This window comes from Ectopseudomonas guguanensis (assembly GCF_900104265.1).
Taxonomy (GTDB): domain Bacteria; phylum Pseudomonadota; class Gammaproteobacteria; order Pseudomonadales; family Pseudomonadaceae; genus Aquipseudomonas; species Aquipseudomonas guguanensis.
This window is the reverse complement of sequence record NZ_FNJJ01000003.1, coordinates 125,583-148,905: the sequence shown is the minus strand read 5'-3', so window position 1 is coordinate 148,905 and position 23,323 is coordinate 125,583. Positions and strand designations below refer to the sequence as shown.

Sequence of the window (23,323 nt, the reverse complement as noted above, 5' to 3'; positions counted from 1 at the left end):
AGTATACACATGTCTACCTTGGTATACAGATGTAGACACCAACAAGAACGACAAGCAGGAGTCCGGCCATGAATGCGCCCGTGTCACCCCCTACCGCTGCCCGCCATTGCAAGATCGCCATCCTCGGCAGCGGCTTCTCCGGCCTCGGCATGGCCATCCGTCTCAAGCAACGGGGCGAGCAGGACTTCCTGCTGTTCGAAAAGGAAGCCGGCGTCGGCGGCACCTGGCGGGTGAACAACTACCCCGGTTGCGGCTGCGACGTGCAATCGCACCTGTACTCCTTTTCCTTCGAGCCCAACCCGAACTGGACGCGGATGTTCGCCAGGCAGCCGGAAATCAAGGCCTACCTGGAAGGCTGCTGGGAAAAGTACCGCTTGCAGGACAAGACCCTGCTGGACACCGAAGTGGTACAGATCCGCTGGGACGAGCACGCCGAGCTGTGGCACCTGCAGGATCGCGCCGGTAACCAGTACAGCGCGCAGTTCGTGGTTTCCGGCATGGGCGCCCTGTCGACACCCTCGATTCCCAGGCTCAAGGGCCTGGAGAACTTCACCGGCGAGGTGTTCCACTCGCAGCAGTGGAATCACGACTATGACCTGAGCGGCAAACGCGTGGCGGTGATCGGCACCGGCGCCTCGGCCATCCAGTTCGTGCCGCAGATTCAGAAGCAGGTGGCGCGCCTCGATCTCTACCAGCGCACCGCGCCGTGGATCATGCCCAAGCCCGATCGCGCCATTGGCGATGGCGAACGCCAGCGCTTCAAGCGCTTTCCGCTGGCGCAGAAGCTCTGGCGCGGCGCCCTGTACGGCATCCTGGAAAGCCGGGTGATCGCCTTCGCCTTCGCCCCGCGCCTGCTGCGCATGGCCCAGGGCATCGCCAAGCTGTACATCAGGAAGCAGATCAAGGACCCGGTGCTGCGCGCCAAGGTCACCCCGGACTACACCATGGGCTGCAAGCGGGTGCTGATCTCCAACGACTACTACCCGGCGCTGACCCAGGCCAACGTCGAGGTGATCACCGACGGTATCGCCGAAATCCTGCCGGGTGCCGTGCGCACCGCCGACGGCCAGGAGCGCGAAGTGGATGCCATCATCTTCGGCACCGGCTTCACCCCCAGCGACCCGCTGCCGCGCGGCACGGTGTTCGGCCGCGGCGGCGTCGACCTGCTCGACACCTGGCCCGAAGGCCCGGAAGCCTACAAGGGCACCATGACCGCGGGCTTCCCCAACCTGTTCTTCCTCATGGGGCCGAACACCGGCCTGGGCCACAACTCCATGGTCTACATGATCGAGTCGCAGATCACCTATGTGCTCGGCGCCCTCAGGCAGCTCGAAGAAGGCCAGCTGCAGAGCCTGGAACCCAAGCGCGAGGCGCAGGACGCCTTCAACCGCAAGATCCAGGGCACCCTCGGCAGCACCGTATGGAACGCCGGCGGCTGCATGAGCTGGTATCTGCACCCGGTCAGCGGGCGCAACTGCACGGTGTGGCCGGGCTTCACCTGGCGCTTTCGCATGCTGACGCGCAACTTCGATCCGCATGCCTACCACTTCAGCCGCAAGCACGCCGCCCACCCGGCGCAGAGCAATGCCATCACCCTCGCCGCGCAGGAGGTCAGCGCATGAAATCCTTCGAGAACAAGGTTGCCGCCATCACCGGCGCCGGCTCCGGTATCGGCCGCGCCCTCGCCTATCACCTGGCGCGCCAGGGCTGCCACCTGGCACTGTCCGACGTCAATGTCGAGGGCCTCAAGGAAACCGTCGAGCAGGCCCGCAAGCTCGGCGTCACCGTCAGCGGACAACGCGTCGACGTCGCCGACCGAGCTGCCGTCGAGGCCTGGGCCGAGCAGGTCGTCAGCGAGTTCGGCCGGGTCAACGCCATCTTCAACAATGCCGGCGTGGCTCAGGGCGGCACCGTGGAGGGCAACGACCATGCTGACTACGAATGGATCATGAACATCAACTTCTGGGGCGTGGTCAACGGCACCAAGGCCTTCCTGCCCTACCTCAAGGCGGCCGGCCAGGGTCACGTGATCAACGTCTCCAGCGTGTTCGGCCTGTTCTCCCAGCCGGGCATGAGCGCCTACAACGCCAGCAAGTTCGCCGTGCGCGGCTTTACCGAATCGCTACGCCAGGAACTGGACATGGCCGATTGCGGGGTTTCCGCCAGCTGCGTGCATCCGGGCGGCATCAAGACCAACATCGCCAAGACGGCGCGGATGAACGACAGCCTGGCCAAGGTCACCGGCCAGGAAGCCGAGCAGGCGCGCCAGCAGTTCCACGACCAGTTGCTGCGCACCACGCCGGAACAGGCGGCCAAGGTCATCGTAAACGGAGTGCTGGCCAACAAACGGCGCATTCTGATCGGTGCCGATGCCCATGCCCTGGACTGGATGCAGCGCAGCATGCCGGCGCTGTATCAGCGCCTGGTGACCGTCTCGATGCGCCTGGCGGCGCGCTTTGCACCGAAACCGAGGAGCGTGAACAAGGTGAGTGAGGCGACCGAGTAGAGGCGCGTCAGCAGCAGACACAGGGCCGGCCATTGCCGCAATGCTGTTCACTTAAGAAACGGTCAAACACGACCAGCCCCCGCGCCCCTTTGGGGAGAGGGGAAACTGGCGGTTTCGCGGTGTTTTCGGCCCTCTCCCCCAGCCCCTCTCCCATAAATGGGAGAGGGGAGCCAATCGCGTTGAACCTGGGAAAGGTATCAGGCCATCGCCGGCCCTGTGCGTTTGTCGGGCAACGCTCACAACGCCTGCGTCTGCGTTAAGGTGAGCAGACAGACGCACCACTCATCCACGCGGCGCCGCTACCGGCTCCCGGCTGGAACCTCGGTGTAGCGTCGACGCCGAGGGCGGCGCCTTGATCCACGAGGTGGCCTCATGAGCGCACTTACCTGCACCCACCGCGATCACATCATCCGCGCCAGTGTCATGGAGCATCCCGGCCTGCCCACGCCCTGGGCCGGCGGATGCCAGATCACCGACCCCGACGGCAACACCAGCAAACGCCAGACCCTGCCGGTGGACTATGCCTTCATGGATGACCTGCACAAGGCCCAGCACGCGTCCATCGCCCACGGCAAATGGCTGGTGGACCAGAAGCTGGATCACGGCCGCAACTGGCATTGAGGCCAACCCAGACGTAGGGTGCGCCGCGCGTACCGATGGCCTGCAGTGGGTCCTTCTGCAATGTGCAGGGGCGATGCACGCGGCGCACCTACGGACATCCGGGAGAATTCGAAGTCTCCCGCGGATTTCCATCCAGGCTACGAACGGTCGCGCAACGGATCGAGCAAGGGTTTGAGACCGTTGTGGTCGATCTCCTGCATCAGCGCGAGCAGTTGCCCCAATTCGCCCTTGGGAAAACCCGTGCGGGCGAACCAGTTGAGGTAGTGGCCCGGCAGGTCGGCGATCAGCCGATCCTTGTACTTGCCGTAGGGCATGCGACGGGTCACCAGGAGTTTCAGCGCTTCGGGGTTCATCGGTGGCTCGAATGGCGAAAAAGAACCCCGCCATTGTGCCAGGCATCAGTCGCGCAGTGCTTCGCGTACGAAATCCAGGCGATCCTGGCCGAAGAACATCTCGCCATCGACGAAACAGGTCGGTGCGCCGAATACACCGCGCTTGACCGCCTCTTCGGTGCTCGCCTTGAGCGCGTCCTTCACCGCAGGTTCGGCGATCTGCGCCTGCAACGCCTGGGCGTCGAAGCCGGCCGCCGTCAGCACTTCGGCCACCTTGGTCGGATCGCCCATGTGAATACCTTCGACCCAGATCGCCTGGAACAGCGCCTGCAAGGCATCGTCGAAACGCTCCGGCTGATGCAATTGAACGGCCACCAGCAAGCGCATCAATGTCAGGGTATTGATCGGGAAATGTGGGTTGAAGCGCATCGGTACGCCGTAGCGCTCGGCGAAGCGCGCCAGGTCGCGCAGCATGTAGCGCCCCTTGGCCAGAATCATCGCCGGCGAGGCGTTGCCGGTAGCCTGGAACACAGCGCCCAGCAGCATCGGCCGATAGACCAATTCAGCCCCGGCGTCGCGACATAGATCAGGTAGCTGGGTATGGGCCAGGTAGGAGGCCGGACTGCCCAGGTCGAAGAAGAACTCCACCGTCTTGCTCATGGCTTTCACTCGCTCGTTATTGTGGTTATGGGTTCAGCGCAGATTACCAGCGCTCGATCCACGGGCGCAGATCCAGCTCGAAGGTCCAGGCGTCGCGCGGCTGGGCGTGCAGGAACCAGTAGCTGTCGGCGATGTGCTCGGGATCGAGAATGCCATCCTGATCCTTCCTGGCGTACAGCTCGGGAAAGCTGTCGCGGATGAAGGCGGTATCGATGGCACCGTCCACCACCACATGGGCGACATGGATATTCAGCGGTCCCAGCTCGCGCGCCATGCTCTGCGCCAGCGCGCGGATGCCGTGCTTGGCGCCGGCAAAGGCGGCGAATCCGGCGGCGCCCCGCAGCCCGGCCGTGGCACCGGTGAACAGGATGGTGCCGCGTCCACGCGTGACCATGCGCTTGGCCACCGCCTGGCTGGTGAGAAAGCCGGCGAAGCAGGCCATTTCCCAGATCTTGAAGTACTTGCGCGCGGTTTCTTCGAGAATGCTGCACGGCACGTTGGCGCCGATGTTGAACACCATCGCCTCGATGGGGCCGATGTCACGCTCGATGCTTTCGACCAACTCGGCCACCTGCTCCTCGCGCCGCGCATCGGAGGCGAAACCATGGGCCTCGCCGCCTGCGCTGCGGATGTCCTCCAGCAGCGGCTGCAGCTTGTCCAGGCTGCGGCGGGTGACGCAGGCAACATAGCCCTCACGGGCAAAACGCCGGGCGATGGCGCCACCGGTGGCATCGCCTGCGCCAATGATCAATGCGACTTTCTTGTTTTCATTCATGGCCTTCTCCATTGACTAACGATCGTTAGCTTAACGAACGTTATGCTATGCTCCCAGGCAGGTCAAGTCACCCCCACCACGGAGTCATCCATGCGTTATTCCGCTGAACACAAGGCCGAAACTCGCGAGCGCCTGCTTGCCAGCAGCGGCGCCATCGCCAAGCAGCAAGGTTTTGCCGTGACCGGCGTGGATGCCATGATGAAGACCATCGGCCTGACCGGCGCGGCGTTCTACAGTCACTTTCCAAGCAAGGACGCCCTGTTCGCCGAGCTGGTCGAGCGCGAACTGCGCAACAGCCTGGCGCGCCTGGGCGGCGAACCGGGCGAAGCCGGACGCGACAAACTGCGACGCTGCCTGGCAGCCTACCTCAACCTGGCGCATGTCGAGCAGCCCGACAAGGGCTGCGTGTTGCCCGCCCTGGGCGCGGAAATCGCCCGCGCCGACGAAAGCGTGCGGCAGCGCACCGAGCAACAGATCCTGCAGCTGCATACGACCTGGGCCGAGATCATCGGCGACGCACAGCAGGCCTGGACACTCCTCGCGCAATGCCTGGGTAGTCTGCTGCTGGCGCGCATGATGGCCAGCCAGGAATCCCGCCAGCAGGTACTGGGCGCCAGCCTGGACATGCTCGAACACACATTGCAGCCTGTCGGCTGAGCAGCGATACCGTTAACCTAGGCAAGTTCTTTCTGCCAGGATCGATCCATGTCTCTCACCCCCTCCCCGCTGGTTGGTGAAACCCCGCTGCACGCCGTCGAGGTACGCATTCTCGGTTGCCTGATCGAGAAGCAGCTGACCACCCCGGAAACCTACCCGCTGACCCTCAATGCCGTGCAACTGGCCTGTAACCAGAAGACCAGCCGCGAACCGCTGATGCAGCTGGAAACCGGTGAGGTCGGCCGTTACCTGCGCAGCCTCGAGGGGCGCAAGCTGGTGCACCTGGTCATGGGCAGTCGCGCCGACCGCTGGGAACAGCGCTGCGACAAGCAGCTGGAACTGGTCAAGCCGCAGACGGTGCTACTGGGCCTGCTGATGCTGCGCGGCCCGCAGACCCTCAACGAACTGCTCACGCGCAGCAACCGCATGCACGACTTCGACGACGTGGCCGAAGTCCAGCATCAGCTGGAGCGCCTGATCGCTCGCGGCCTGGCCGTGCTGCTGCCACGCCAGAGCGGCCAGCGTGAGGATCGCTACATGCATTTGCTGGGCGAACCCGCCGATCTGGAAAGCCTCCTGGCCAGCCGTCCCGCCGCGCGCACCGAAGCCGGGGCACCTAACGAAGATCGTCTGGTCGAACTGGAAGCGCGTATCGCTGCGCTCGAAGAGCGCCTGGCCCGCCTCGAAGGCGCGCAATGACAAAAGAATACCTATGCAAAAGGAGCCCACAGCGTTGAATCTCAAGACCCGTTTCAGCCTGATTCTCACGGCCGCCCTGCTCGCGGCCGGCTGCAGCAGCACTGCCGACCAATCCGAGCCGGCGGCCAAGCCCGCCGATCCCGCACAGGGCTGCACCTCTTCTGCGGTCGAGCATCTCAAAGGCAAGGCCGCCACCGCGGAACTGCTCGAACAGGCGCGCCAGCAGGCGGGCGCCAGTACCGCTCGCATACTGACGCCAAACAGCGTGGTGACCTTGGAATACAATGGCCAACGCCTTAACCTCAATGTCGATGATCAGCGAGTGATCACCCGCGTCTCCTGCGGCTGATGCCATCGGTGCGGGTTTACCCCGCACCCCTTGCCGACAACGCCCCACCACCCTTGCACAGGCCAATGCCATGACCTCCCAAGTGGAACCCTGCGCCGAGCTGATGCTGGACAACCAGCTGTGCTTCGCCCTCTATTCCACCTCGCTGATGATGACCAAGACCTACAAGCCTCTGCTGCAGGCTCTGGGGCTGACCTACCCGCAGTACCTGGCCATGCTGGTGCTGTGGGAAAACGAAGGCATCACCGTCAGCGAAATCAGTGCGCGCATGCTGACCGACCCGGGTTCACTCACCCCCCTGCTCAAACGCCTGGAAAGCGAAGGCCTGCTGCAGCGCCAGCGCAGCAGTCAGGACGAACGGGTCGTGCAACTCCACCTGACCGACAAGGGCCGCGCCCTTCACGAACAGGCCAAGGCCATACCGGCCTGCATCCTCAAGGCCTCGGGCCTGGATATCGAGCAGCTCGGCAAACTGCGCGATGATCTGATCGCCCTGCGCACGCAGCTGCAGGACGCCCTCTGACCGCAGGCGCTGGTCGCCTCCCTTCTCTGCGGCAAATGCCTGCGTTGCACGTTTCTGGCTGACGACAGCGCAATCGCTGCTATCGCGGCGCAATCCCGGCCGCCTCCTGCTGTGCACTCAATATTGAAATCGGCAGCTCACCCGGTAATTCCTGCAGCCAGATAGCGCTGAAACCCGCTCAGGCTCTAGTTATTCCAAAAAAGCAGAAACGGTATAGCGAAATACTCCAAACATTTATCTTGCGCACTAAATATTTGCGCAATATAGTTCACCCCATGGAAACGGTTAGCGCACAAAACATTAGCGAGCCAATCCATTTCAACTACCTAATCGAGGATCACCGTCATGACTATCGAAAACGTTCTCTACCGCGCCACCGCTGAAGCCTTTGGCGGCCGTGAAGGCCGCGCCGTCTCCTCCGACGGCGTCCTGGACATCGCCCTGACCACTCCGAAAGAACTCGGTGGCGCAGGCGGTAACGGCACCAACCCGGAACAACTGTTCGCCGCCGGCTACTCCGCCTGCTTCCTCGGCGCCCTGAAGTTCGTCGCCGCCCGCGACAAGCTGAGCATCCCGGCTGACACCTTCATCGAAGGCACCGTCGGCATCGGCCCGATTCCCACCGGTTTCGGCATCGAAGTGGAACTGCGCATCAGCCTGCCGGGCCTGGACGCTGATGCTGCGCAAACCCTGGTGGATCGCGCGCACATCGTCTGCCCGTACTCCAACGCCACCCGCGGCAACATCGACGTCACCTTGACCATCGTCTGACAGCTACGGCCGAGCGCTCAGGGCCATCCCTGAGCGCAGCCCAAGAGGAGAATCGCCATGAAAACCCGCACCCTGTTCGCCACCGCCCTGACCGCCCTCTCGCTCAGCGCATCGCTCGGCGCCTTCGCCCAGAGCACCGACACCACGCTGTACCGCTATGGCCTGGATCTGGATATCGCCCAGGTGATTTCCATCGAAGTGCCCAACAGCCCGCAGTGCGAAGTCGTGACCGCGAAGATGACCTATCGCAACAGCGCGGGCGAAGTGGAAGCGCTCAACTACGAGCAACTCTCCAGCGTTTGCGCCAACCAGAACTGACCCCAGCAGCCCTCTACCGACAGGAGTTTGATCATGAACATTTCGCGCACTCTGACCGCCGGGCTGCTTGCCCTGGCTGTAAGCAACAGCTTCGCCGCCGGCAGTGCCGGTGTGGAACGCACCACCCAAGGCTTTCTCGATGCACTGGCAAGCGGCGGCGGCCAGCCGCTGGAAACCCTCTCGCCCAAGGATGCCCGCGCTGTGCTGGTGGGCGCTCAGGCCAGCGTCGAGGTGGACCTGTCCGGCATCAAGGTGGACACCCAGGTGATCCAGGTGAACGGTCAATCGATCACCCTGAAAGTGGTACGCCCTGAAGATGCCCAGGGTGTGTTGCCCGGCTTCATGTTCTTCCATGGCGGCGGCTGGGTGCTGGGTGACTACCCAACTCACGAACGTCTGATCCGTGATCTGGTGGTGGGCTCCGGCGCCGCGGCGATCTACGTCGACTACACGCCATCGCCGGAGGCCAAGTATCCGACCGCGATCAACCAGGCCTACGCCGCCACCAAGTGGGTGGCTGAGAACGGCAGCAAGATCGGTGTCGACGGTTCGCGTCTGGCCGTGGCCGGCAACAGCGTCGGCGGCAACATGGCGGCCGTGGTGGCCATTAAGGCCAAGGAAGCCGGCACACCCAAACTGCGCGCTCAGGTGCTGCTGTGGCCGGTGACCGATGCCAATTTCAACAACGCCTCCTACAACCAGTTCGCCGACGGCCACTTCCTGACCCGCGGCATGATGGAATGGTTCTGGGACAACTACACCACCGACCCCAAGCAGCGTAACGAGATCCATGCATCGCCGCTGCGCGCCAGCCTGGAACAGCTCAAGGGCCTGCCGCCAGCGCTGGTGCAGACCGCCGAGATGGACGTGCTGCGCGACGAAGGCGAAGCCTACGCCCGCCGCCTGGACGCCGCCGGTGTGCCGGTGACCGCCGTACGCTACAACGGCATGATCCACGACTACGGCCTGCTCAACGTGCTGGCTGAAGTCCCGGCGGTACGCTCCGCCATGGATCAGGCTGCGCAAACGCTGAAGAACAGCCTCAAGTAAGCGGCTGAAAAACGAAACCCCGCCACCGTCACCGGTCGCGGGGTTTTCATTTGCCTGGCCGGTGCGCGCCGCGTGCACCTTCTTGAATTACATCAGACCGCTAACCTGTTCCCAGGTCAGATCCAGACACTTGCGCGCTTTCTCCACCAGCTCGTCGATCTCGGCAGAGCTGATCACCAGGGGTGGCGCGATGATCATGGTGTCGCCCACGGCGCGCATGATCAGACCGTTGTTGAAGCAGTGGCCACGGCAGATCATGCCCACACCCAGATCACCCGAGAAACGCTTGCGCGTGGCCTTGTCCTGCACCAGCTCAATCGCGCCGAGCATGCCAACGCCACGCACTTCGCCCACCAGCGGATGATCCGCCAGTTCACGCAGGCGCTTTTGCAGGTAAGGCGCGGTGTCTGCCTTCACCCGTTGGACGATGCCTTCTTCCCGAAGCAGGCGCAGGTTCTCCAGCCCCACCGCCGCCGCCACCGGATGGCCGGAATAGGTGAAGCCGTGGTTGAAGTCGCCATGCGCCTCGATCACCTCGAACACCTTGTCGCTGACGATCAGCCCACCCATCGGCACATAGCCGCTGGTGAGGCCCTTGGCGATGGTCATCAGGTCCGGTTTGAGGTCGTAGTACTGGCTGCCGAACCATTCGCCGGTACGGCCGAAACCGCAGATCACCTCGTCGGCCACGAACAGAATGTCGTACCTGGCCAGGATCTCCTTGATCCGCGGCCAGTAGGTCTCGGGCGGGATGATCACGCCGCCGGCGCCCTGGATCGGCTCGGCGATAAAGGCGGCAACGTTCTCTTCGCCCAGCTCGAGAATCTTCTTCTCCAGCTGATCGGCAGCCCAGATGCCGAATTCTTCCGGCGACTGGTCGCCGCCCTCGCCGAACCAGTAGGGCTGCGGGATATGTGCGATGCCCGGAATCGGCAGATCGCCCTGTTCGTGCATGAACTTCATGCCGCCGAGGCTGGCGCCGGCCACAGTGGAGCCGTGGTAGCCGTTCTCGCGGCCGATGATGATCTTCTTGTTCGCCTTGCCCTTGCACGCCCAGTAGTGGCGTACCAGACGCAGCATGGTGTCGTTGCCTTCGGAGCCCGAACCGGTGAAGAACACGTGGTTCATGCCGGCCGGCGCCAGCTGGGAGATGGCGTGGGCCAGCTCCAGCACCGGCGGGTGGGCGGTCTGGAAGAAGGTGTTGTAGAACGGCAGCTGCCGCATCTGCTTGGCTGCCGCTTCGACCAGTTCCTCGCGGCCGTAGCCGACCGCCACGCACCACAGGCCGGCCATGCCATCGAGGATCTTGTTGCCCTCGCTGTCCCACAGGTGCACGCCCTTGGCTTCAGTGATGATGCGCGGACCTTTTTCGGCCAGCTGCCTGTAATCACTGAACGGCGCCAGGTGGTGGGCCTGGCTCAGGGCCTGCCAGTGTGCGGTTTTCGAGTGGTTCATGTCGCCTCCTTCGATCCGTGACATCACAGGTACCAGCGGTATTCGCGCGGGCTGATGTCGTGCATGAAGGCCAGGTGATCCTGGCGTTTGTTTTCGCAATAGACCATGACGAACTCGCTGCCGAGGCCGGCCGCGACGCGCTCGCTGGCCTGCATGCGGCGCACGGCGTCGAGCATGTCCTTGGGAAAGTCGACGCCACTTTGGCGGTCGTCATTCAGTGGTGCGATGGGCTCGACCTGGGCGTCGAGCCCCTGCTCGATACTGGTCAGCAGCGCCGCCAGCACCAGATAGGGGTTGGCATCGGCGCCCGGCAGGCGGAACTCCAGGCGCAGGTTGCGCGCGTCCGACTCGGGAATGCGCACGCAGGCGTCGCGATCCTCGAAGCCCCAGCTGGCCTTGCTCGCCGAGTTCACCTGGGCGCCGAAGCGACGGTAGCTGTTGTGGTTTGGCGCGTAGATCGGCATCAGCTCCGGCAGCAGTTCCAGACAACCGGCCACGGCATGCCGCAGCGGGCGCTGCTCGTCACGGACCAGCAGGTTGTCACCGGCCTCGTCGTACAGGCTGACGTGGATGTGCATGCCGCTGCCCGGATACTGCAGGTAGGGCTTGGCCATGAAGCTGGCGCGATGGCCGTACTTGAGCGCCACGCCACGGGTCAGCCGGCAGAACAGCGCCGACCAGTCGGCCGCCTGCATGGGATCGGCGTTATGGCTGAAGTTGATCTCGAATTGCCCCGGGCCGATCTCGGCGGTGATCACCGTGGTATCGATGCCCTGCAGCCGCGCGGTCTCGGTGATGTCGTCGAGCACCTCGGCGAAACGCGAGAGACGCTCGATATGCATGTTCGGCTGGTCGTCGGCATCGCCGCTCAGGTCATCGCGCGGGTACTGCGGCAGGCCGTCCTTGAGCGCCTTGTCGAACAGGTAGAACTCCAGCTCGAAGGCCACCACCGGACGAATGCCACGCGCGGCCAGGCGCTGCACCACGCGCGCCAGCACCTCGCGCGGTTCGAACTCGATGGGCGCTTCGGTGCCGTCGGAGCTGATCAGCATCTGCCCCAGCGGCTGGCGCTCCCAGTTCACCAGCTTGAGCGTGCCGGGAATCAAGCGCCGTGGCGCATCCGGATCGCCATCGTGGAAGCAGTAGTCGCCGATTTCGTACAGCCCGCCCTGGGCACCCAACAGCACGCAGTTCTGCGGCAGCTTGAGGGCGCTGCCGGCGGCGACCTTTTCCAGCATCTCGATGGGATAGCGCTTGCCGTAGAAATGCCCGGGGATGTCCAGGCAGATCAGGTCGACGAAGCGCACCTCGGGGTGGGCCTGGCGGAATTGGCGGACTTCGTCGAGCAGCTCGACTCGGGTGGCGTTCATTATGATTGTTTCCGGTTCACGAGTAGGTTCAGGTGTAGATCCACAGCACGCGCGCTGGCGTATCGCCCTGGTTGGCATAGCGCAGGCGCGCGTAGCTCGGTACCTGGAAGGCATCGCCGGGATACAGGGTGGCGCTCTGTTCGTCCTCGCCCAGCCACAGGGTCAGCTGGCCTTCGAGCACGTAGCCGGCCTGCTCCGAACGGTCGCTCATCTGTCGCTCGCCACTGCTGGCGCCCGGTTCGAGCAGGCTGTCGACCACCATGAAGGCGCCCTGCAGGGTGGGCGAGGCCATGATGTCGGTGATGCCACCGGCCAGGTACAGGGTGCGGCGCTCATCCGGGCGCGTGACCCAGTCCAGCGCCTTGGGTTTGGGCAGGCTGTAGAAATAGGTGGTGGGCACGTCGAGCGTCTCGGCGATGGCGGTCAGATCCGCCACTGTCGGCCGTGACAGGCCGCGCTCGACCTGCGACAGAAAGCCCACGGAACGACCGATGCGCTCGGCCAGCTCGTTGAGGGTGACCTTCTTGTGCTTGCGCAGGTCGTGGATAAGCACGGCCAGGGCCGCCATCTCCAGATTCTTGTCCATATCAGGGCTGTCCATTTCAGAAATAGTCCCGCAGGCGATACCAGGCCTTGCCGATGGCCTCCAGGGGAGCGGCCAGGCGCTCGCCGAAGGGAAAGGCGGGATTGCGCAGTTGCCGGTACAGCGCCAGCTCATCGCCATTGCCGAGAATCGCGTCACTGACCGCCCGCGCAGCCGCGAGCGTGGGCAACACGCCATGCCCGGAGAAGCCCTGCAGCCAGTAGCGACCGTTTTCGCCGCCGACATCCGGCGTACGCGCACGGGTCACGTCGATATGCCCGCCCCAGGCGAAGTCGATGGCCACGCCCGACAGTTGCGGGAAGACGCGTTCGAGGAACGGCCGCGTCGCCGCCGCCATGTCCTTCGGCAGGCCGCCGAGATAAGTGCAACCGCCGCCGAACAGCAGACGGTGATCGGGCGTGCGGCGGAAATAGTCGAGTACGAACTGGTTGTCGGTGACGCAGGCATTGCGCGGCAGCAATGCCTCGGCCCGCTCGGCGCCCAACGGTTCGGTGGCGATCTGGTAGGTGCCCACTGGCAGAATGCGCCGCGCCAGGCGTGGCTCCAGATCGTCGATATAGGTATTGCAGGCCAGCACCAGATTGTCGGCCTGCACGCTGCCCTGCTCGGTACGCACCCGGTAGCCCGCGCCATGGGCCTCCTGGCTCAGCGCGCAACTCTGCTCGAAGATCTGCCCGCCGGCGCGGACGACAGCCTCTGCCAGGCCGAGCGCCAGCTTGAGCGGGTTGAGATGCCCGGCCTCGGGGTCGTAAAGGCCGGCGTGATAGCGCTCGCTGGCGACCCACTCCGGCATCTGCTGGCGGGAGACGAACTGCAGCGCGTGGTGCCCCCACTTGTAGGCGGCCTCCTCCTGCCATTCGTGCAACAACGCGACCCGCCTTGGCAGCACCGCCGTCCACAGATGGCCACGGCGATAATCGCAATCGAAGCCATGGCGCTGCGGCAATTCGCGCAGCTCCCGCGCAGCCCAGGCCATGCCGTCCCAGAGGCGGCGAGCACGCTCGATGCCGAGCGTTTTCTCCAGCGGCGGCATATCGCAGGACCAGCCGAGAATCGCCTGCCCGCCATTGCGTCCGGAGGCCGCCCAGGCCACGCGACTTGCTTCCAGAACGATCACCCGCTTCCCAGCCTCGGCCAGGCGCAAGGCGCTATGCAGGCCACTGAAGCCGGCGCCAATGACCAGCACATCGCACTGCAGTTGCCCCTGCAAAGGGGGATACGGCGTCAGTCGATCCTTGCAGCTATGGGCGTAGTAGCTGTCGACGTGCTCACTGGCGTGGCGAAACATAGACGACTCATGAAATTTAAAATAATTAATTTCATGAAAATCTATAGAGATAAATTCACAAAGGCAAGCTCGAGCGGCTTGAGGGCGCCCTGCGAAAGACTACCCGCAGCCGACCTCAGGCCACCTGCTGCTGCAGCTCCACGGCACATTCGAGATGGCTGAACAGCGCTTCGTCTATCGCCTGCGCCAATACCCGGCGCAGACCTTCGCTGCCGAGAAAGGCATCTCGCGCCGCCGCCGAGCGCCATTGCCCTTCTACCTGCCAGGTCAGCGGATCACTGCGCAGCGAGAAAATCCGCAGGCGCAGGCAACCGGGAATGTCCCGACCTACCTCGTCCAGCCGCGCCAGGCACTGCCCCAACCGGGTCGAGCGATCCTGGCGGGCGCGAACGGTCATACGGTGAATGATGCTCATGGCAACCTCCTGGAATGAGTCAGTACAGACCGGCAGCGTTTCGCTGCAACACATGGGGCGCCGCTTGCGGCTCGGCGAAAGCTGCATTGCCGCCGGCTCGGGAATCGAGCCAGGCCGTGGCAAGCAGCAGTAGCGTCAGTGGCGCGATCAACCATTTGCTGGACATGGTTCGCTCCTTGATTGACAGGTGGGGCACCGCTCAGCGGGTACATCGCTAATGCATGGCTTCGAGCCGACGCAGAGGAACGGCGCGATGGCTACAGAGATTAAGAGGAAGGTCACCAGAGCGTTAGTCGATTACTGGCAGATTCTTGCCTAAAACTGCAGCCTCAGAATTTGCACCAGGCAGGTGCAATGGGCAGCAGGACTCCTTGAAATACTCTGTATCAGCGGCCATTTGCCCATTACTGGCAAATATTTGCCTAATCCTGCCGCCCCTCATGACTTGCCTGAAAAACCTGGCTAGGCTTCGCTGACTTCCCGGAGGCGCGCCATGCAGTCACCCACCCACACCGCGACAAATCTCGACACCCCTCTAGCCGAACTCAGTCACGAAATGGCGCGCCTGGTCGATCGCTTCGTGCCCGAGGACGGTTTGCACCTTACGGCCATTCCCGGCCTCAAGCTGGCGCGCGCCACCTCGCCAAGCCTGCCGATACAGACGGTCTACGATCCCTGCCTGTGCATCATCGCGCAGGGGCGCAAGGAGATACGCCTAGGCGACGAACTCTATGTCTACGACCCGCTCAATTATCTGGTGGCGTCGGTGGTGTTGCCGGTCACCGGCCGGGTGATCGAAGCCAGTCCGGAGGCGCCGTACCTGAGTCTCGCGCTGGAGATCGACCCGGCCCTGATCAGCAGCCTGCTGACCGAGATGCCGCCCATCCCGGCGCCTGATGCAGCCTCGCAACGCGCCCTGTTTCTCGACCGTCTCGACCCGCGCCTGCTGGATGCGGTGATCCGCCTGCTGCGTCTGCTGGAAACCCCGCGCGACATCGCCATGCTGGCGCCACTGGCCCTGCGCGAGATTTTCTACCGGATGCTGCTCAGCCCGCAGGGCCACCGCCTGCATGAAGTGGTAGTCGCCGACGGCCAGAGCCAGCGCATCTCCCGCGCCATCGAGTGGCTGCGCAAGAACTTCGACCAGCCGCTGCGCATCGAAGAACTGGCCCGCGAAGTCAACCTGAGCCCATCGACCCTGCATCACCGTTTCAAGGCCGTCACCGCCTTCAGCCCGCTGCAATATCAGAAGCAACTGCGCCTGCAGGAGGCTCGCCGGCTGATGCTGTGCGACAACCTCGAGGCCGCCGCGGCCAGCTACCGCGTCGGCTACGAGAGCCCTTCGCAGTTCAGCCGCGAATACAGCCGCCTGTTCGGCGCCCCGCCGCAGCGCGATATCGCGCGCCTGCGTCAGGCGGCGCAGAGCCAGGTCGCGTCCTGAACGCTGCCTTCTGTGGGAGGCGCTTCAGCGGCGAGCTTTTCCGCCCTTGGTTAAAGGATGATCGCGGCTAAAGCCCCTCCCACGATTCCTGCTACAGCCCCATCTGCTTGGCGATGATCTCGTTCATGATCTCGCGCGTGCCACCGCCGATGGAAAGGATGCGGTTGTCGCGGTACAGGCGCTCGACCAGGGACTCGCGCATATAGCCCATGCCGCCCATGATCTGCACGGCATCGTAGGTAAGGCGGTCGGCGATATCGGTGGCGAAGTTCTTGGCCATGGAGATTTCCTTGATCACGCTCCTGCCGGCCGCCATCTGCGCGGCCTGGCGGTAGGTGAATTCGCGGGACACCTCGAGCTGCGTGGCCATTTCGGCCAAACGGTGCTTGAGCACCTGGAACTTGCCCACCGGCTTGCCGAACGCCTGGCGCTCGCGTGCCCATTTCAGCGACTCCTCCAGCGCCAGCTGCGCGGTCATGTTGGCCATGATCGCCAGGCTCAGACGTTCGCTCTGGAAGTTGGCCATGATGCAGGCGAAGCCGGCGTTCTCCACGCCGATCAGGTTCTCCACCGGCACCCTGCAGTCGTCGAAGAACAGCTCTGCGGTGTCGGACGCCCACCAGCCCATCTTCTTCAGCTTGCGGCCGACGCTGAAACCCGGGGTGCCCTTCTCCACCAGCAACAGGCTGACGCCGCCAAAACCTTCACCCCCCGTGCGCACCGCGACCGTGTAGTAGTCGGCGCGCACGCCGCTGGTGATGAAGGTCTTGCTGCCATTGATGCGGTAGTGATCGCCGTCACGCACGGCGCGGGTCTTGAGGTTGGCCACGTCGGAGCCGCCCGATGGCTCGGTCACCGCCAGCGCCATGATCTTCTCGCCGGCCAGCACCTGCGGCGCCACGCGCTCGCGCACGGCGGGCTTGGCCCACTTGACGATGGGCGGCAAGCCGATATCCAGCGAACCGAGCCCGGCCACCAGGCCGCCGGAACCGCAGCGCATCAACTCCTCGCTGGCCGCGACCTTGGCGAACACATCGCCCTCATGGCTGCCGCCGTACTGTTCGGGATAGCCGATACCGAGGATGCCCGCCGCGCCCGCCCTCTGATAAAGCTCACGAGGAAACTCCTCGGCCTCCTCCCATTCATCGATATGCGGAAGGATCTCGCGCTCAACGAAACGCCGGACGGAATCGCGAATCAGTTGGTGGGAATCATCGAAGTACGACTGGGGGGCGGCCATGCGGGATTCTCCCGTTATTGTTTCGGCCACCCTAACCTAGCGCTTGCTTGGTTTTCAAGCTGAGGCTGTTCGCGGATCAGGATGCGTGCGTCACACCGAAACGCTCGCGGTAAGCCGAAGGCGGTAGCCCGACAGCGTTGCGAAAGGCCACACGGAAACTCTCCACCGAGCGAAAACCGCACAGCTCAGCGATGCGCTCACTGCCATCCGCGCCGCTCTCCAACAGTTCACGGGCACGTGCCAGGCGCTCGTGCTGCAGCCAGGCCTTGGGCGTCATGCCCGTGGCCTCACTGAAGCGGCGCAGGAAGGTACGCTCGCTCATGGCAGCGCGACGTGCCAGCTGGCTCACTTCCAGGGGCTCATGCAAGTGCTGCCGCGCCCATTGCATCAGGGTGGAGAGGTCGCTGCGCGGCGCCCGGGCCACCGGGGCCGGAATGAACTGGGCCTGGCCGCCGGCCCGCTGGGGTGACATCACCAAGCGCCGGGCTACGCTGTTGGCCACCCGGGTACCGAAGTCTCGCGCCACCAGGTGCAGGCAGGCATCGATACCGGCGGCACTGCCAGCCGAGCTGATGAGCGAGCCGGCATCGACATAAAGCACGTCTGGATCCACCTCGACAGCGGGGAAACGACGCGCCAGCTCCTCGGCGTAGCGCCAGTGGGTAGTAGCGCGTCGACCGTCCAGCAAGCCGCTGGCAGCCAGGACGAAAACGCCGGAACAGATGGAAACCAGCCGAGCGCCACGCCCATGAGCGTCGCGCAGGGCGGACAACAAAGGCTCGGGAGGAAACTCGGCACGGTCACGCCAGCCGGGGATGACAATGGTGCGCGCCTCGGCCAGGCGTTCCAGTCCTGCCTCGGCGAGTATCTGGATACCGCCCATGGCGCGCATGGGGCCGTTGTCCAGGCCAACGATGCAATGGCGGTACCAGGGGAAATCGAACTCGGGCCGGGGGAGACCGAAGATCTCCACGGCAATGCCGAACTCGAAGGTGCACAGGCCATCGTAAGCCAGGATGGCCACCAGGCCAGGATCGTCGTGCATTGGCGGAAACCTACCAGTTACTGTCTTGCCCGCCACTTTAGAGCAGGATGCGCGCTGGATACAGTGGCGCCATCACCCAACCGATGGAGAGTCACCATGCCCAGCCTCGTTCGTCAGCACCCTGCTGCCAGCCCGGAAACCGCAATTGCCCATTTCACCCAGCGCATGGCCTTCGAAACCGACTGCTCGGACGTGCATGCCAGCCAGCAGGCGGGCGAGGTCGACTACGTGCTGGTCGACGTGCGCGGAGAAGCCGCCTACGCCGCTGGCCACATACCCGGCGCGATCAACATCCCCCATCGTCTGATGAGTGCGGAGTTCATGGCCGGATATCCACGCGACACCCTGTTCGTCGTCTACTGCGCCGGCCCACACTGCAATGGCGTGCACCGAGCCGCCGTGCGCCTGGCCGGATTGGGTTTCGCGGTAAAGGAGATGCTCGGCGGTGTCACGGGTTGGCTGGATGAAGGCCTGAGCCTGACCGGCGCGCAAAGCCCGCAGCAAGCCCGCCCTACCTTTACCTGCGCATGCTGAGCCCATATGTGCGCGAGGCGCGGGCCGAGGATGTGCCCGTCCTCCTCCCGCTGATGCGTGAGCTGGCCCGCTTCGAGGACTACCTGGAGAATTTCGCGGTGGACGAGGAGCAACTGACAGCCCGCGCATTCGCCCCTGAACCCCAGTGCCGGATATTCGTGGCAGAGACTTCGGACCGCCTGCTCGGCTATGCGGTAATTCAGGAGCTCACCTTCACCTATGACCTGCGCCCGACGGTTCGACTCAAGGAGCTATACGTGGCCTCTGATGCACGCAGCCAGGGACTGGGCGAACAGTTGCTGGCCGCGGTGGCCCGCTGGGCAAAGACTCGCGGTGCAGGCCGATTGAAGTGGGATGTGCTGGCGGGAAACCAGAAGGCCGAGCGCTTCTATCGGCGCCTGGGCGGACAACCGGATACCAAGTGGATCGCCTACACGATGGACCACAGCGCCCTGGCTGCCCTGGCAGAGCATCACTGCGCAGCAGACTGCACCGCTAACGCAGCGCCCGCCTGACCCGCGCCTGCATCTCGTACGCAGGCCCTTCCACAGACTGGAAATCACGGGTGTAGCGGCGGGCAAACTCGGCCGTGCCCCAGTCGCGGTACTGCTGCACATGCCACAGCTCGTGCGCCCAGAGCGCGGCATCGCTGGCGGCTGCCTCGGCATCGCGAAACACCACCACATCCACCAGCGTCACGGCCTGCACATCGGGGTTCTGCAGCATGACGGTGGCGGCGTCCATCTCGTCGGTGATGCCCACGCGAAAGCGCACTTCATCGAGCAAGGCATCGTCGTAGAAGGGCGCAAGCTGCGCGCGAATCATCAGGGGGATGGGCTCGGTACCGGCTCGCAGCGCCGCCTGACGCGATTGCAGCAGCCAGGCCTCCAGGCGCGCCGCCGCCATGTTCAGGCCATCTTCACGCACGCGCACCGGATCGGGTACGCACAGACAGGAACCACCGAGGCAGACCTGTATCTGCCCGGTCGGGCATTGTGCCTGGGTGACCAGGGGCGCTCCCAGCAGGAACAGCAGAGCGATGCGGCGCAGAGTGTCGGTGATCACAGGCACTCCGAGTTGGAAGGTTCTGAGGGCTTAAAGACTGATCGGACGCCGACCGGCCAGGGCATGCGCCAGGGTACCGCCGTCGACCAGCTCCAGTTCGCCACCCAGCGGCATGCCATGGGCGATGCGCGAAGCGACCAGGCCCTTGCCGGCGAGGATCTGCGCAATGTAGTGCGCCGTGGCCTCGCCCTCTACCGTCGGGTTGGTGGCGAGGATCACCTCGCTGAAGGCACCGGCCTCGATCCGCTCCAGCAGCTCGGGAATGCCGATGGCCTCGGGACCGAGGCCATCGAGTGGCGACAGGTGCCCCTTGAGCACGAAGTAACGGCCGCGAAAGCCGGTCTGCTCCACGGCATGCACATCCATCGGCCCCTCGACCACGCACAGCAGGCTGTCGTCGCGACGTTCGTCCAGGCACAGCTGGCAGATCTCGTCCTCGCTCAGGCTACGGCAGCGCTTGCAGTGCCCCACACCTTCCATCGCCGCATTCAGCGCCTGCGCCAGGCGCTGACCGCCGCTGCGATCACGCTCGAGCAGCTGCAGCGCCATGCGCTGCGCCGTCTTCTGCCCGACACCGGGCAGGATGCGCAGGGAGTCGATCAACTGGCGAATCAGAGGGCTGAAGCTCATGGAAGTCCTGCAAAAGTTGGCGGGCAATGATCTGGTGGGCTAAAGCCCACCCTACGAACGGGTGCGTTTTGCACACCATCACCACGGGGCGACCAGACGGTATGCAGTACAAGGCGCGAAAGGCCGCGAGCACCGGAGTTTACGTCTGTAAATGAGGATGCTCGGAGCCTTTCGCAACGCAGTAATGCGTGCCGGCTGGGCGTCACAGGATCAGAAGGGCATTTTGAAACCGGGAGGAAGCTGCATCCCCGCCGTCATGCCGGCCATCTTCTCCTGGCTGTTCTGCTCGACCTTGCGCACAGCGTCATTCACCGCGGCGGCGATCAGGTCTTCCAGCACTTCCTTGTCTTCCTGCATCAGGCTGTCGTCCAGGGTGATGCGCTTGACGTCGTGACGACCGGTCATCACCACGCTGACCAGGCCGGCGCCGGACTGGCCGGTGACTTCGGCATTGGCCAGCTCTTCCTGCATCTTCTGCATCTTTTCCTGCATCTGCTGGGCCTGCTTCATCAGGCCTGCCATGCCACCTTTCATCATGTCGGTATCCTCGGTGTTCGGGGGTGTTAGCTGGGGGTATCGATAGGTTCGATGCTGTCGTCGCGCACCTTGGCGGCGAACTGTTGAATCATCTGCTGCACCAGCGGGTCGGCATGGATCGAGGCCTCGGCGCTGCGCTGGCGTTCGGCGCGGCGACGGGCTGCGGCCTGCGCCGGCGTCTCTTGCTCCGGCTTGCACAGCTCTATGCGCAATTTGATGCTGCGCCCCTGCAGCTGGTTCAGCGCGTCGTTGAGACGGCGCTGCTGGGTCGGATTGAACAGCGCGCTGTGCGCCGGATCCAGGTGCAGCAGCCAGTCGTCGCCATTGGCTTCGATCAGCGTGCAGTTGGCGGCGATGCTGCCGGTCATGCCGCCCAGCCCCAGCTGCGGGAACAGGGTCAGCCATTCTGCCGCCAGGCCGGTAGCCGGTTTGGCGGCCGGCAACGGCTCTGCAACCGCTGGCGCCTCGGCCTCGGCTTGGCCGAAGTCATAGTCGAGCGTTTCCGCGTCCATCTCGACATAGTCGTAATCGCCGGGCGGTGGCTCATCGTCAACACCATCAGCATCCACCACAGGCGGCACGACCTCGCTCGGAGCGGGCTCGGCAACTGCTGCCACCTCCACCGCTACAGGCTCTGGCGCAACGACAGGCTGAACGGCTGCGACTGCCGGTTCCGCGGCTTTGGCGGTCTCCCAGGGCACATCGACGGCAGCCGCAGGAGCAGCGATTTCGGGCTCTGGCTCGGGCGGCAGGCTGGGGGCGGTCGCAACCGGGGCCTCAACAGGCGGGACGGGTTCACTCACGACAGGCTCGCTGCTCGGAGCTGGCGTGACCGGACGGACTTCGGCCACTGCTGGAGAGACAGGCGCAGACGGTGCCGAAACCACAGCAGCAGCGGGAGCAGAAACCACAGGAGCCGGCATAGCGGTGCCGGCCACTGGATTCGGTTGGGAATCAGCAGTGGCCTGGCTGATCCCCAAGGGCTTTAGCGTGACCTTTGGCGCGTCGTCCGCGCCTGCGGGGCGAAACGCCAACATGCGCAGCAGCACCATCTCGAAGCCGCCGCGCGGATCCGGCGCCAGCGGTAGATCGCGACGACCGATCAGGCCCATCTGGTAATAGAACTGCACATCCTCGGCCGGCAGCGCCTGGGCCAGTTGCAGCACACGCTCGCGGTCACCCTGACCGTTGTCCACGGCATCGGGCAGTGCCTGGGCGATGGCCACGCGGTGCAGGACGTTGAGCATCTCCGAGAGCACGCCATTCCACTCCGGCCCCTGTTCAGCCAGATGACGCACCGCCTCGATCAGCGCGCGCGCATCGCCTTCGATCAACGCATGCAGCACGCCATAGACCTGACCGTGATCCAGCGTGCCGAGCATCGCGCGCACATCGGCGGCCAGTACCTTGCCTTCACCGAAGGCAATCGCCTGGTCGGTCAGGCTCATGGCATCGCGCATCGAACCGTCGGCGGCACGACCCAGCAGCCACAGCGCATCGTCCTCGAAGGGTACGTTCTCGGCGGTCAAGACGTGAGTCAGGTGCTCGACCACCCGCTCCGGCGGCATGTTCTTCAGCGAGAACTGCAGGCAGCGCGACAACACGGTAACCGGCAGCTTCTGCGGGTCGGTGGTGGCGAGCAGGAATTTCACATGGGGCGGCGGCTCCTCCAGGGTCTTCAACAGGGCATTGAAGGAACTGGTGGAGAGCATGTGCACTTCGTCGATCAGGTAGACCTTGAAGCGCCCGCGGCTCGGCGAGTACTGCACGTTATCGAGCAGCTCACGGGTGTCCTCGACCTTGGTGCGGCTGGCGGCGTCCACTTCGATCAGATCGACGAAGCGCCCTTCATCGATCTCCCGACAGACCGAGCAGGTGCCGCAGGGCGTGGAGCTGATGCCGGTCTCGCAGTTCAGGCACTTGGCGATGATCCGCGCTATGGTGGTCTTGCCCACACCGCGGGTGCCGGTGAACAGGTAGGCGTGGTGCAGGCGCTGGCTGTCCAGGGCGTTGATCAGGGCTTTGAGCACATGGGTCTGGCCGACCATTTCGCGGAACGAGCGCGGACGCCATTTACGTGCAAGAACCTGATAACTCATGGAAAACCGTCATGTGAGGAAAGCAAAAGTGGGCTAATCCTAGCGGAGCAACCGGCAAATTGCATCCGCCAACCGAGCCCGGTACGGCGCGCGCGTGGGCACAGGCAAATAGCGCTGGTCAAACCTTGACCAATGACTTATCATCCGCGCCGTCGTACCACGCTGTAAGTCAAAAAGGCTTTCGCGCCGCCTCGCTGGTTTCCCGGTTCAACGTCTAGCGCATCCTGTCGCTACCGCCCTCCCCGATCCCACCTGCTGACTGATCAGGCCGACTCACCGCTTATCGGTGCTGTTTCCCCGCCTGCCTCCGACGTACCGACCACGCCGAAGAACCGTAAC

General features: G+C 64.3%; 28 protein-coding genes. 13 read left to right on the top strand and 15 right to left on the bottom strand.

The window, feature by feature from the left end; translation table 11 throughout:
* The first annotated feature begins 68 nt into the window (after positions 1–68).
* The 3 genes from BLS61_RS05435 to BLS61_RS05425 all read left to right on the top strand — a co-directional run bounded on the left by BLS61_RS05435 (position 69) and on the right by BLS61_RS05425 (position 3,127).
* Positions 69–1,622, top strand: coding sequence for a flavin-containing monooxygenase (locus tag BLS61_RS05435; protein WP_090428437.1), 1,554 nt, complete (start codon positions 69–71; stop codon positions 1,620–1,622).
* Positions 1,619–2,506 (top strand): SDR family NAD(P)-dependent oxidoreductase, encoded by an 888-nt coding sequence (locus BLS61_RS05430; protein WP_090428435.1) that lies wholly within the window; start codon positions 1,619–1,621, stop codon positions 2,504–2,506. Before BLS61_RS05435 ends, BLS61_RS05430 begins: the two co-directional genes overlap by 4 nt.
* Before the next feature lie 372 nt (positions 2,507–2,878).
* Positions 2,879–3,127: a hypothetical protein gene (locus tag BLS61_RS05425; protein WP_090428432.1), complete on the top strand. Its 249-nt coding sequence runs from the start codon at positions 2,879–2,881 to the stop codon at positions 3,125–3,127.
* A gap of 137 nt (positions 3,128–3,264) precedes the next feature.
* Here the strand turns inward: BLS61_RS05425 and BLS61_RS05420 are convergent, their stop codons facing one another.
* Genes BLS61_RS05420 through BLS61_RS05410 form a run of 3 tightly spaced genes read right to left on the bottom strand, consistent with a single transcriptional unit; the run spans position 3,265 to position 4,894 of the window.
* Positions 3,265–3,480: a DUF3820 family protein gene (locus BLS61_RS05420; RefSeq protein WP_003243834.1), complete on the bottom strand. Its 216-nt coding sequence runs from the start codon at positions 3,478–3,480 to the stop codon at positions 3,265–3,267.
* 45 nt (positions 3,481–3,525) lie between these two features.
* Positions 3,526–4,119 carry a 2-hydroxychromene-2-carboxylate isomerase gene (locus BLS61_RS05415; RefSeq protein ID WP_090428429.1) on the bottom strand — a complete coding sequence of 198 codons (594 nt, stop codon included), beginning with the start codon at positions 4,117–4,119 and terminating at the stop codon, positions 3,526–3,528.
* 43 nt (positions 4,120–4,162) lie between these two features.
* Complete coding sequence (locus BLS61_RS05410) at positions 4,163–4,894, bottom strand: SDR family oxidoreductase (protein ID WP_090428427.1); 732 nt, start codon at positions 4,892–4,894, stop codon at positions 4,163–4,165.
* Positions 4,895–4,984: 90 nt separating this feature from the next.
* On the opposite strand from BLS61_RS05410, the gene BLS61_RS05405 reads away from it, so the two are divergent.
* The 7 genes from BLS61_RS05405 (at position 4,985) to BLS61_RS05375 (ending at position 9,261) form a co-directional block, all read left to right on the top strand.
* The gene (locus tag BLS61_RS05405; RefSeq protein ID WP_090428423.1) at positions 4,985–5,551 is read left to right on the top strand and encodes a TetR/AcrR family transcriptional regulator; all 567 of its coding nucleotides are present in this window, start codon (positions 4,985–4,987) and stop codon (positions 5,549–5,551) included.
* 48 nt (positions 5,552–5,599) lie between these two features.
* The gene (locus BLS61_RS05400; RefSeq protein ID WP_090428420.1) at positions 5,600–6,250 is read left to right on the top strand and encodes a YceH family protein; all 651 of its coding nucleotides are present in this window, start codon (positions 5,600–5,602) and stop codon (positions 6,248–6,250) included.
* A gap of 34 nt (positions 6,251–6,284) precedes the next feature.
* Positions 6,285–6,599: an I78 family peptidase inhibitor gene (locus BLS61_RS05395; RefSeq protein ID WP_090428417.1), complete on the top strand. Its 315-nt coding sequence runs from the start codon at positions 6,285–6,287 to the stop codon at positions 6,597–6,599.
* A 70-nt stretch (positions 6,600–6,669) separates the two neighbouring features.
* A complete protein-coding gene (locus BLS61_RS05390; RefSeq protein ID WP_090428414.1) occupies positions 6,670–7,122 on the top strand; it encodes a MarR family winged helix-turn-helix transcriptional regulator in 453 nt (150 codons plus the stop codon).
* A 345-nt stretch (positions 7,123–7,467) separates the two neighbouring features.
* Complete coding sequence (locus BLS61_RS05385) at positions 7,468–7,893, top strand: organic hydroperoxide resistance protein (protein WP_090428411.1); 426 nt, start codon at positions 7,468–7,470, stop codon at positions 7,891–7,893.
* Between the two features lie 57 nt (positions 7,894–7,950).
* Positions 7,951–8,211 (top strand): DUF2790 domain-containing protein, encoded by a 261-nt coding sequence (locus tag BLS61_RS05380; protein ID WP_090428407.1) that lies wholly within the window; start codon positions 7,951–7,953, stop codon positions 8,209–8,211.
* 33 nt (positions 8,212–8,244) lie between these two features.
* Complete coding sequence (locus BLS61_RS05375; protein ID WP_090428404.1) at positions 8,245–9,261, top strand: alpha/beta hydrolase; 1,017 nt, start codon at positions 8,245–8,247, stop codon at positions 9,259–9,261.
* A gap of 87 nt (positions 9,262–9,348) precedes the next feature.
* On the opposite strand, the gene BLS61_RS05370 is transcribed toward BLS61_RS05375, so the two are convergent.
* From BLS61_RS05370 to BLS61_RS23630, 6 genes are all read right to left on the bottom strand, one after another.
* Positions 9,349–10,716, bottom strand: a complete 1,368-nt coding sequence (locus BLS61_RS05370; protein ID WP_090428401.1) for an aspartate aminotransferase family protein — start codon at positions 10,714–10,716, stop codon at positions 9,349–9,351.
* Positions 10,717–10,739: 23 nt separating this feature from the next.
* Complete coding sequence (locus tag BLS61_RS05365; RefSeq protein ID WP_090428398.1) at positions 10,740–12,086, bottom strand: glutamine synthetase family protein; 1,347 nt, start codon at positions 12,084–12,086, stop codon at positions 10,740–10,742.
* 28 nt (positions 12,087–12,114) lie between these two features.
* A complete protein-coding gene (locus BLS61_RS05360) occupies positions 12,115–12,672 on the bottom strand; it encodes a helix-turn-helix domain-containing protein (RefSeq protein ID WP_090428395.1) in 558 nt (185 codons plus the stop codon).
* A gap of 16 nt (positions 12,673–12,688) precedes the next feature.
* The gene (locus BLS61_RS05355) at positions 12,689–13,978 is read right to left on the bottom strand and encodes an NAD(P)/FAD-dependent oxidoreductase (protein ID WP_090428393.1); all 1,290 of its coding nucleotides are present in this window, start codon (positions 13,976–13,978) and stop codon (positions 12,689–12,691) included.
* A gap of 115 nt (positions 13,979–14,093) precedes the next feature.
* A complete protein-coding gene (locus BLS61_RS05350) occupies positions 14,094–14,393 on the bottom strand; it encodes an antibiotic biosynthesis monooxygenase family protein (protein WP_090428390.1) in 300 nt (99 codons plus the stop codon).
* Between the two features lie 19 nt (positions 14,394–14,412).
* The gene (locus BLS61_RS23630; RefSeq protein WP_167358702.1) at positions 14,413–14,559 is read right to left on the bottom strand and encodes a hypothetical protein; all 147 of its coding nucleotides are present in this window, start codon (positions 14,557–14,559) and stop codon (positions 14,413–14,415) included.
* A 327-nt stretch (positions 14,560–14,886) separates the two neighbouring features.
* Between BLS61_RS23630 and BLS61_RS05345 the strand changes: the two genes are divergently transcribed.
* Complete coding sequence (locus tag BLS61_RS05345; protein ID WP_090428387.1) at positions 14,887–15,834, top strand: AraC family transcriptional regulator; 948 nt, start codon at positions 14,887–14,889, stop codon at positions 15,832–15,834.
* 91 nt (positions 15,835–15,925) lie between these two features.
* Here the strand turns inward: BLS61_RS05345 and BLS61_RS05340 are convergent, their stop codons facing one another.
* Positions 15,926–17,074, bottom strand: coding sequence for an acyl-CoA dehydrogenase family protein (locus BLS61_RS05340; RefSeq protein WP_090428384.1), 1,149 nt, complete (start codon positions 17,072–17,074; stop codon positions 15,926–15,928).
* A 76-nt stretch (positions 17,075–17,150) separates the two neighbouring features.
* The gene (gene ftrA, locus BLS61_RS05335) at positions 17,151–18,119 is read right to left on the bottom strand and encodes a transcriptional regulator FtrA (RefSeq protein WP_090428380.1); all 969 of its coding nucleotides are present in this window, start codon (positions 18,117–18,119) and stop codon (positions 17,151–17,153) included.
* A 96-nt stretch (positions 18,120–18,215) separates the two neighbouring features.
* On the opposite strand from ftrA, the gene BLS61_RS05330 reads away from it, so the two are divergent.
* Together BLS61_RS05330 and BLS61_RS05325 are read left to right on the top strand one after the other, a co-directional pair.
* Complete coding sequence (locus BLS61_RS05330) at positions 18,216–18,653, top strand: rhodanese-like domain-containing protein (protein ID WP_090428377.1); 438 nt, start codon at positions 18,216–18,218, stop codon at positions 18,651–18,653.
* Positions 18,647–19,168 (top strand): GNAT family N-acetyltransferase, encoded by a 522-nt coding sequence (locus tag BLS61_RS05325; RefSeq protein ID WP_090428374.1) that lies wholly within the window; start codon positions 18,647–18,649, stop codon positions 19,166–19,168. The genes BLS61_RS05330 and BLS61_RS05325 overlap by 7 nt, the downstream gene beginning before the upstream one ends.
* Here BLS61_RS05325 and BLS61_RS05320 read toward each other — a convergent pair.
* From BLS61_RS05320 to dnaX, 4 genes are all read right to left on the bottom strand, one after another.
* The gene (locus BLS61_RS05320) at positions 19,149–19,718 is read right to left on the bottom strand and encodes an eCIS core domain-containing protein (RefSeq protein WP_090428371.1); all 570 of its coding nucleotides are present in this window, start codon (positions 19,716–19,718) and stop codon (positions 19,149–19,151) included. The genes BLS61_RS05325 and BLS61_RS05320 overlap by 20 nt on opposite strands.
* 30 nt (positions 19,719–19,748) lie before the next feature.
* Entirely contained in the window at positions 19,749–20,348 is a 600-nt protein-coding gene (gene recR / locus BLS61_RS05315) for a recombination mediator RecR (protein ID WP_090428369.1), read from the bottom strand.
* Between the two features lie 210 nt (positions 20,349–20,558).
* Positions 20,559–20,885: a YbaB/EbfC family nucleoid-associated protein gene (locus BLS61_RS05310; RefSeq protein WP_003240957.1), complete on the bottom strand. Its 327-nt coding sequence runs from the start codon at positions 20,883–20,885 to the stop codon at positions 20,559–20,561.
* Positions 20,886–20,911: 26 nt separating this feature from the next.
* Complete coding sequence (dnaX, locus tag BLS61_RS05305) at positions 20,912–22,984, bottom strand: DNA polymerase III subunit gamma/tau (RefSeq protein WP_090428366.1); 2,073 nt, start codon at positions 22,982–22,984, stop codon at positions 20,912–20,914.
* Between the last annotated feature and the right edge of the window lie 339 nt (positions 22,985–23,323).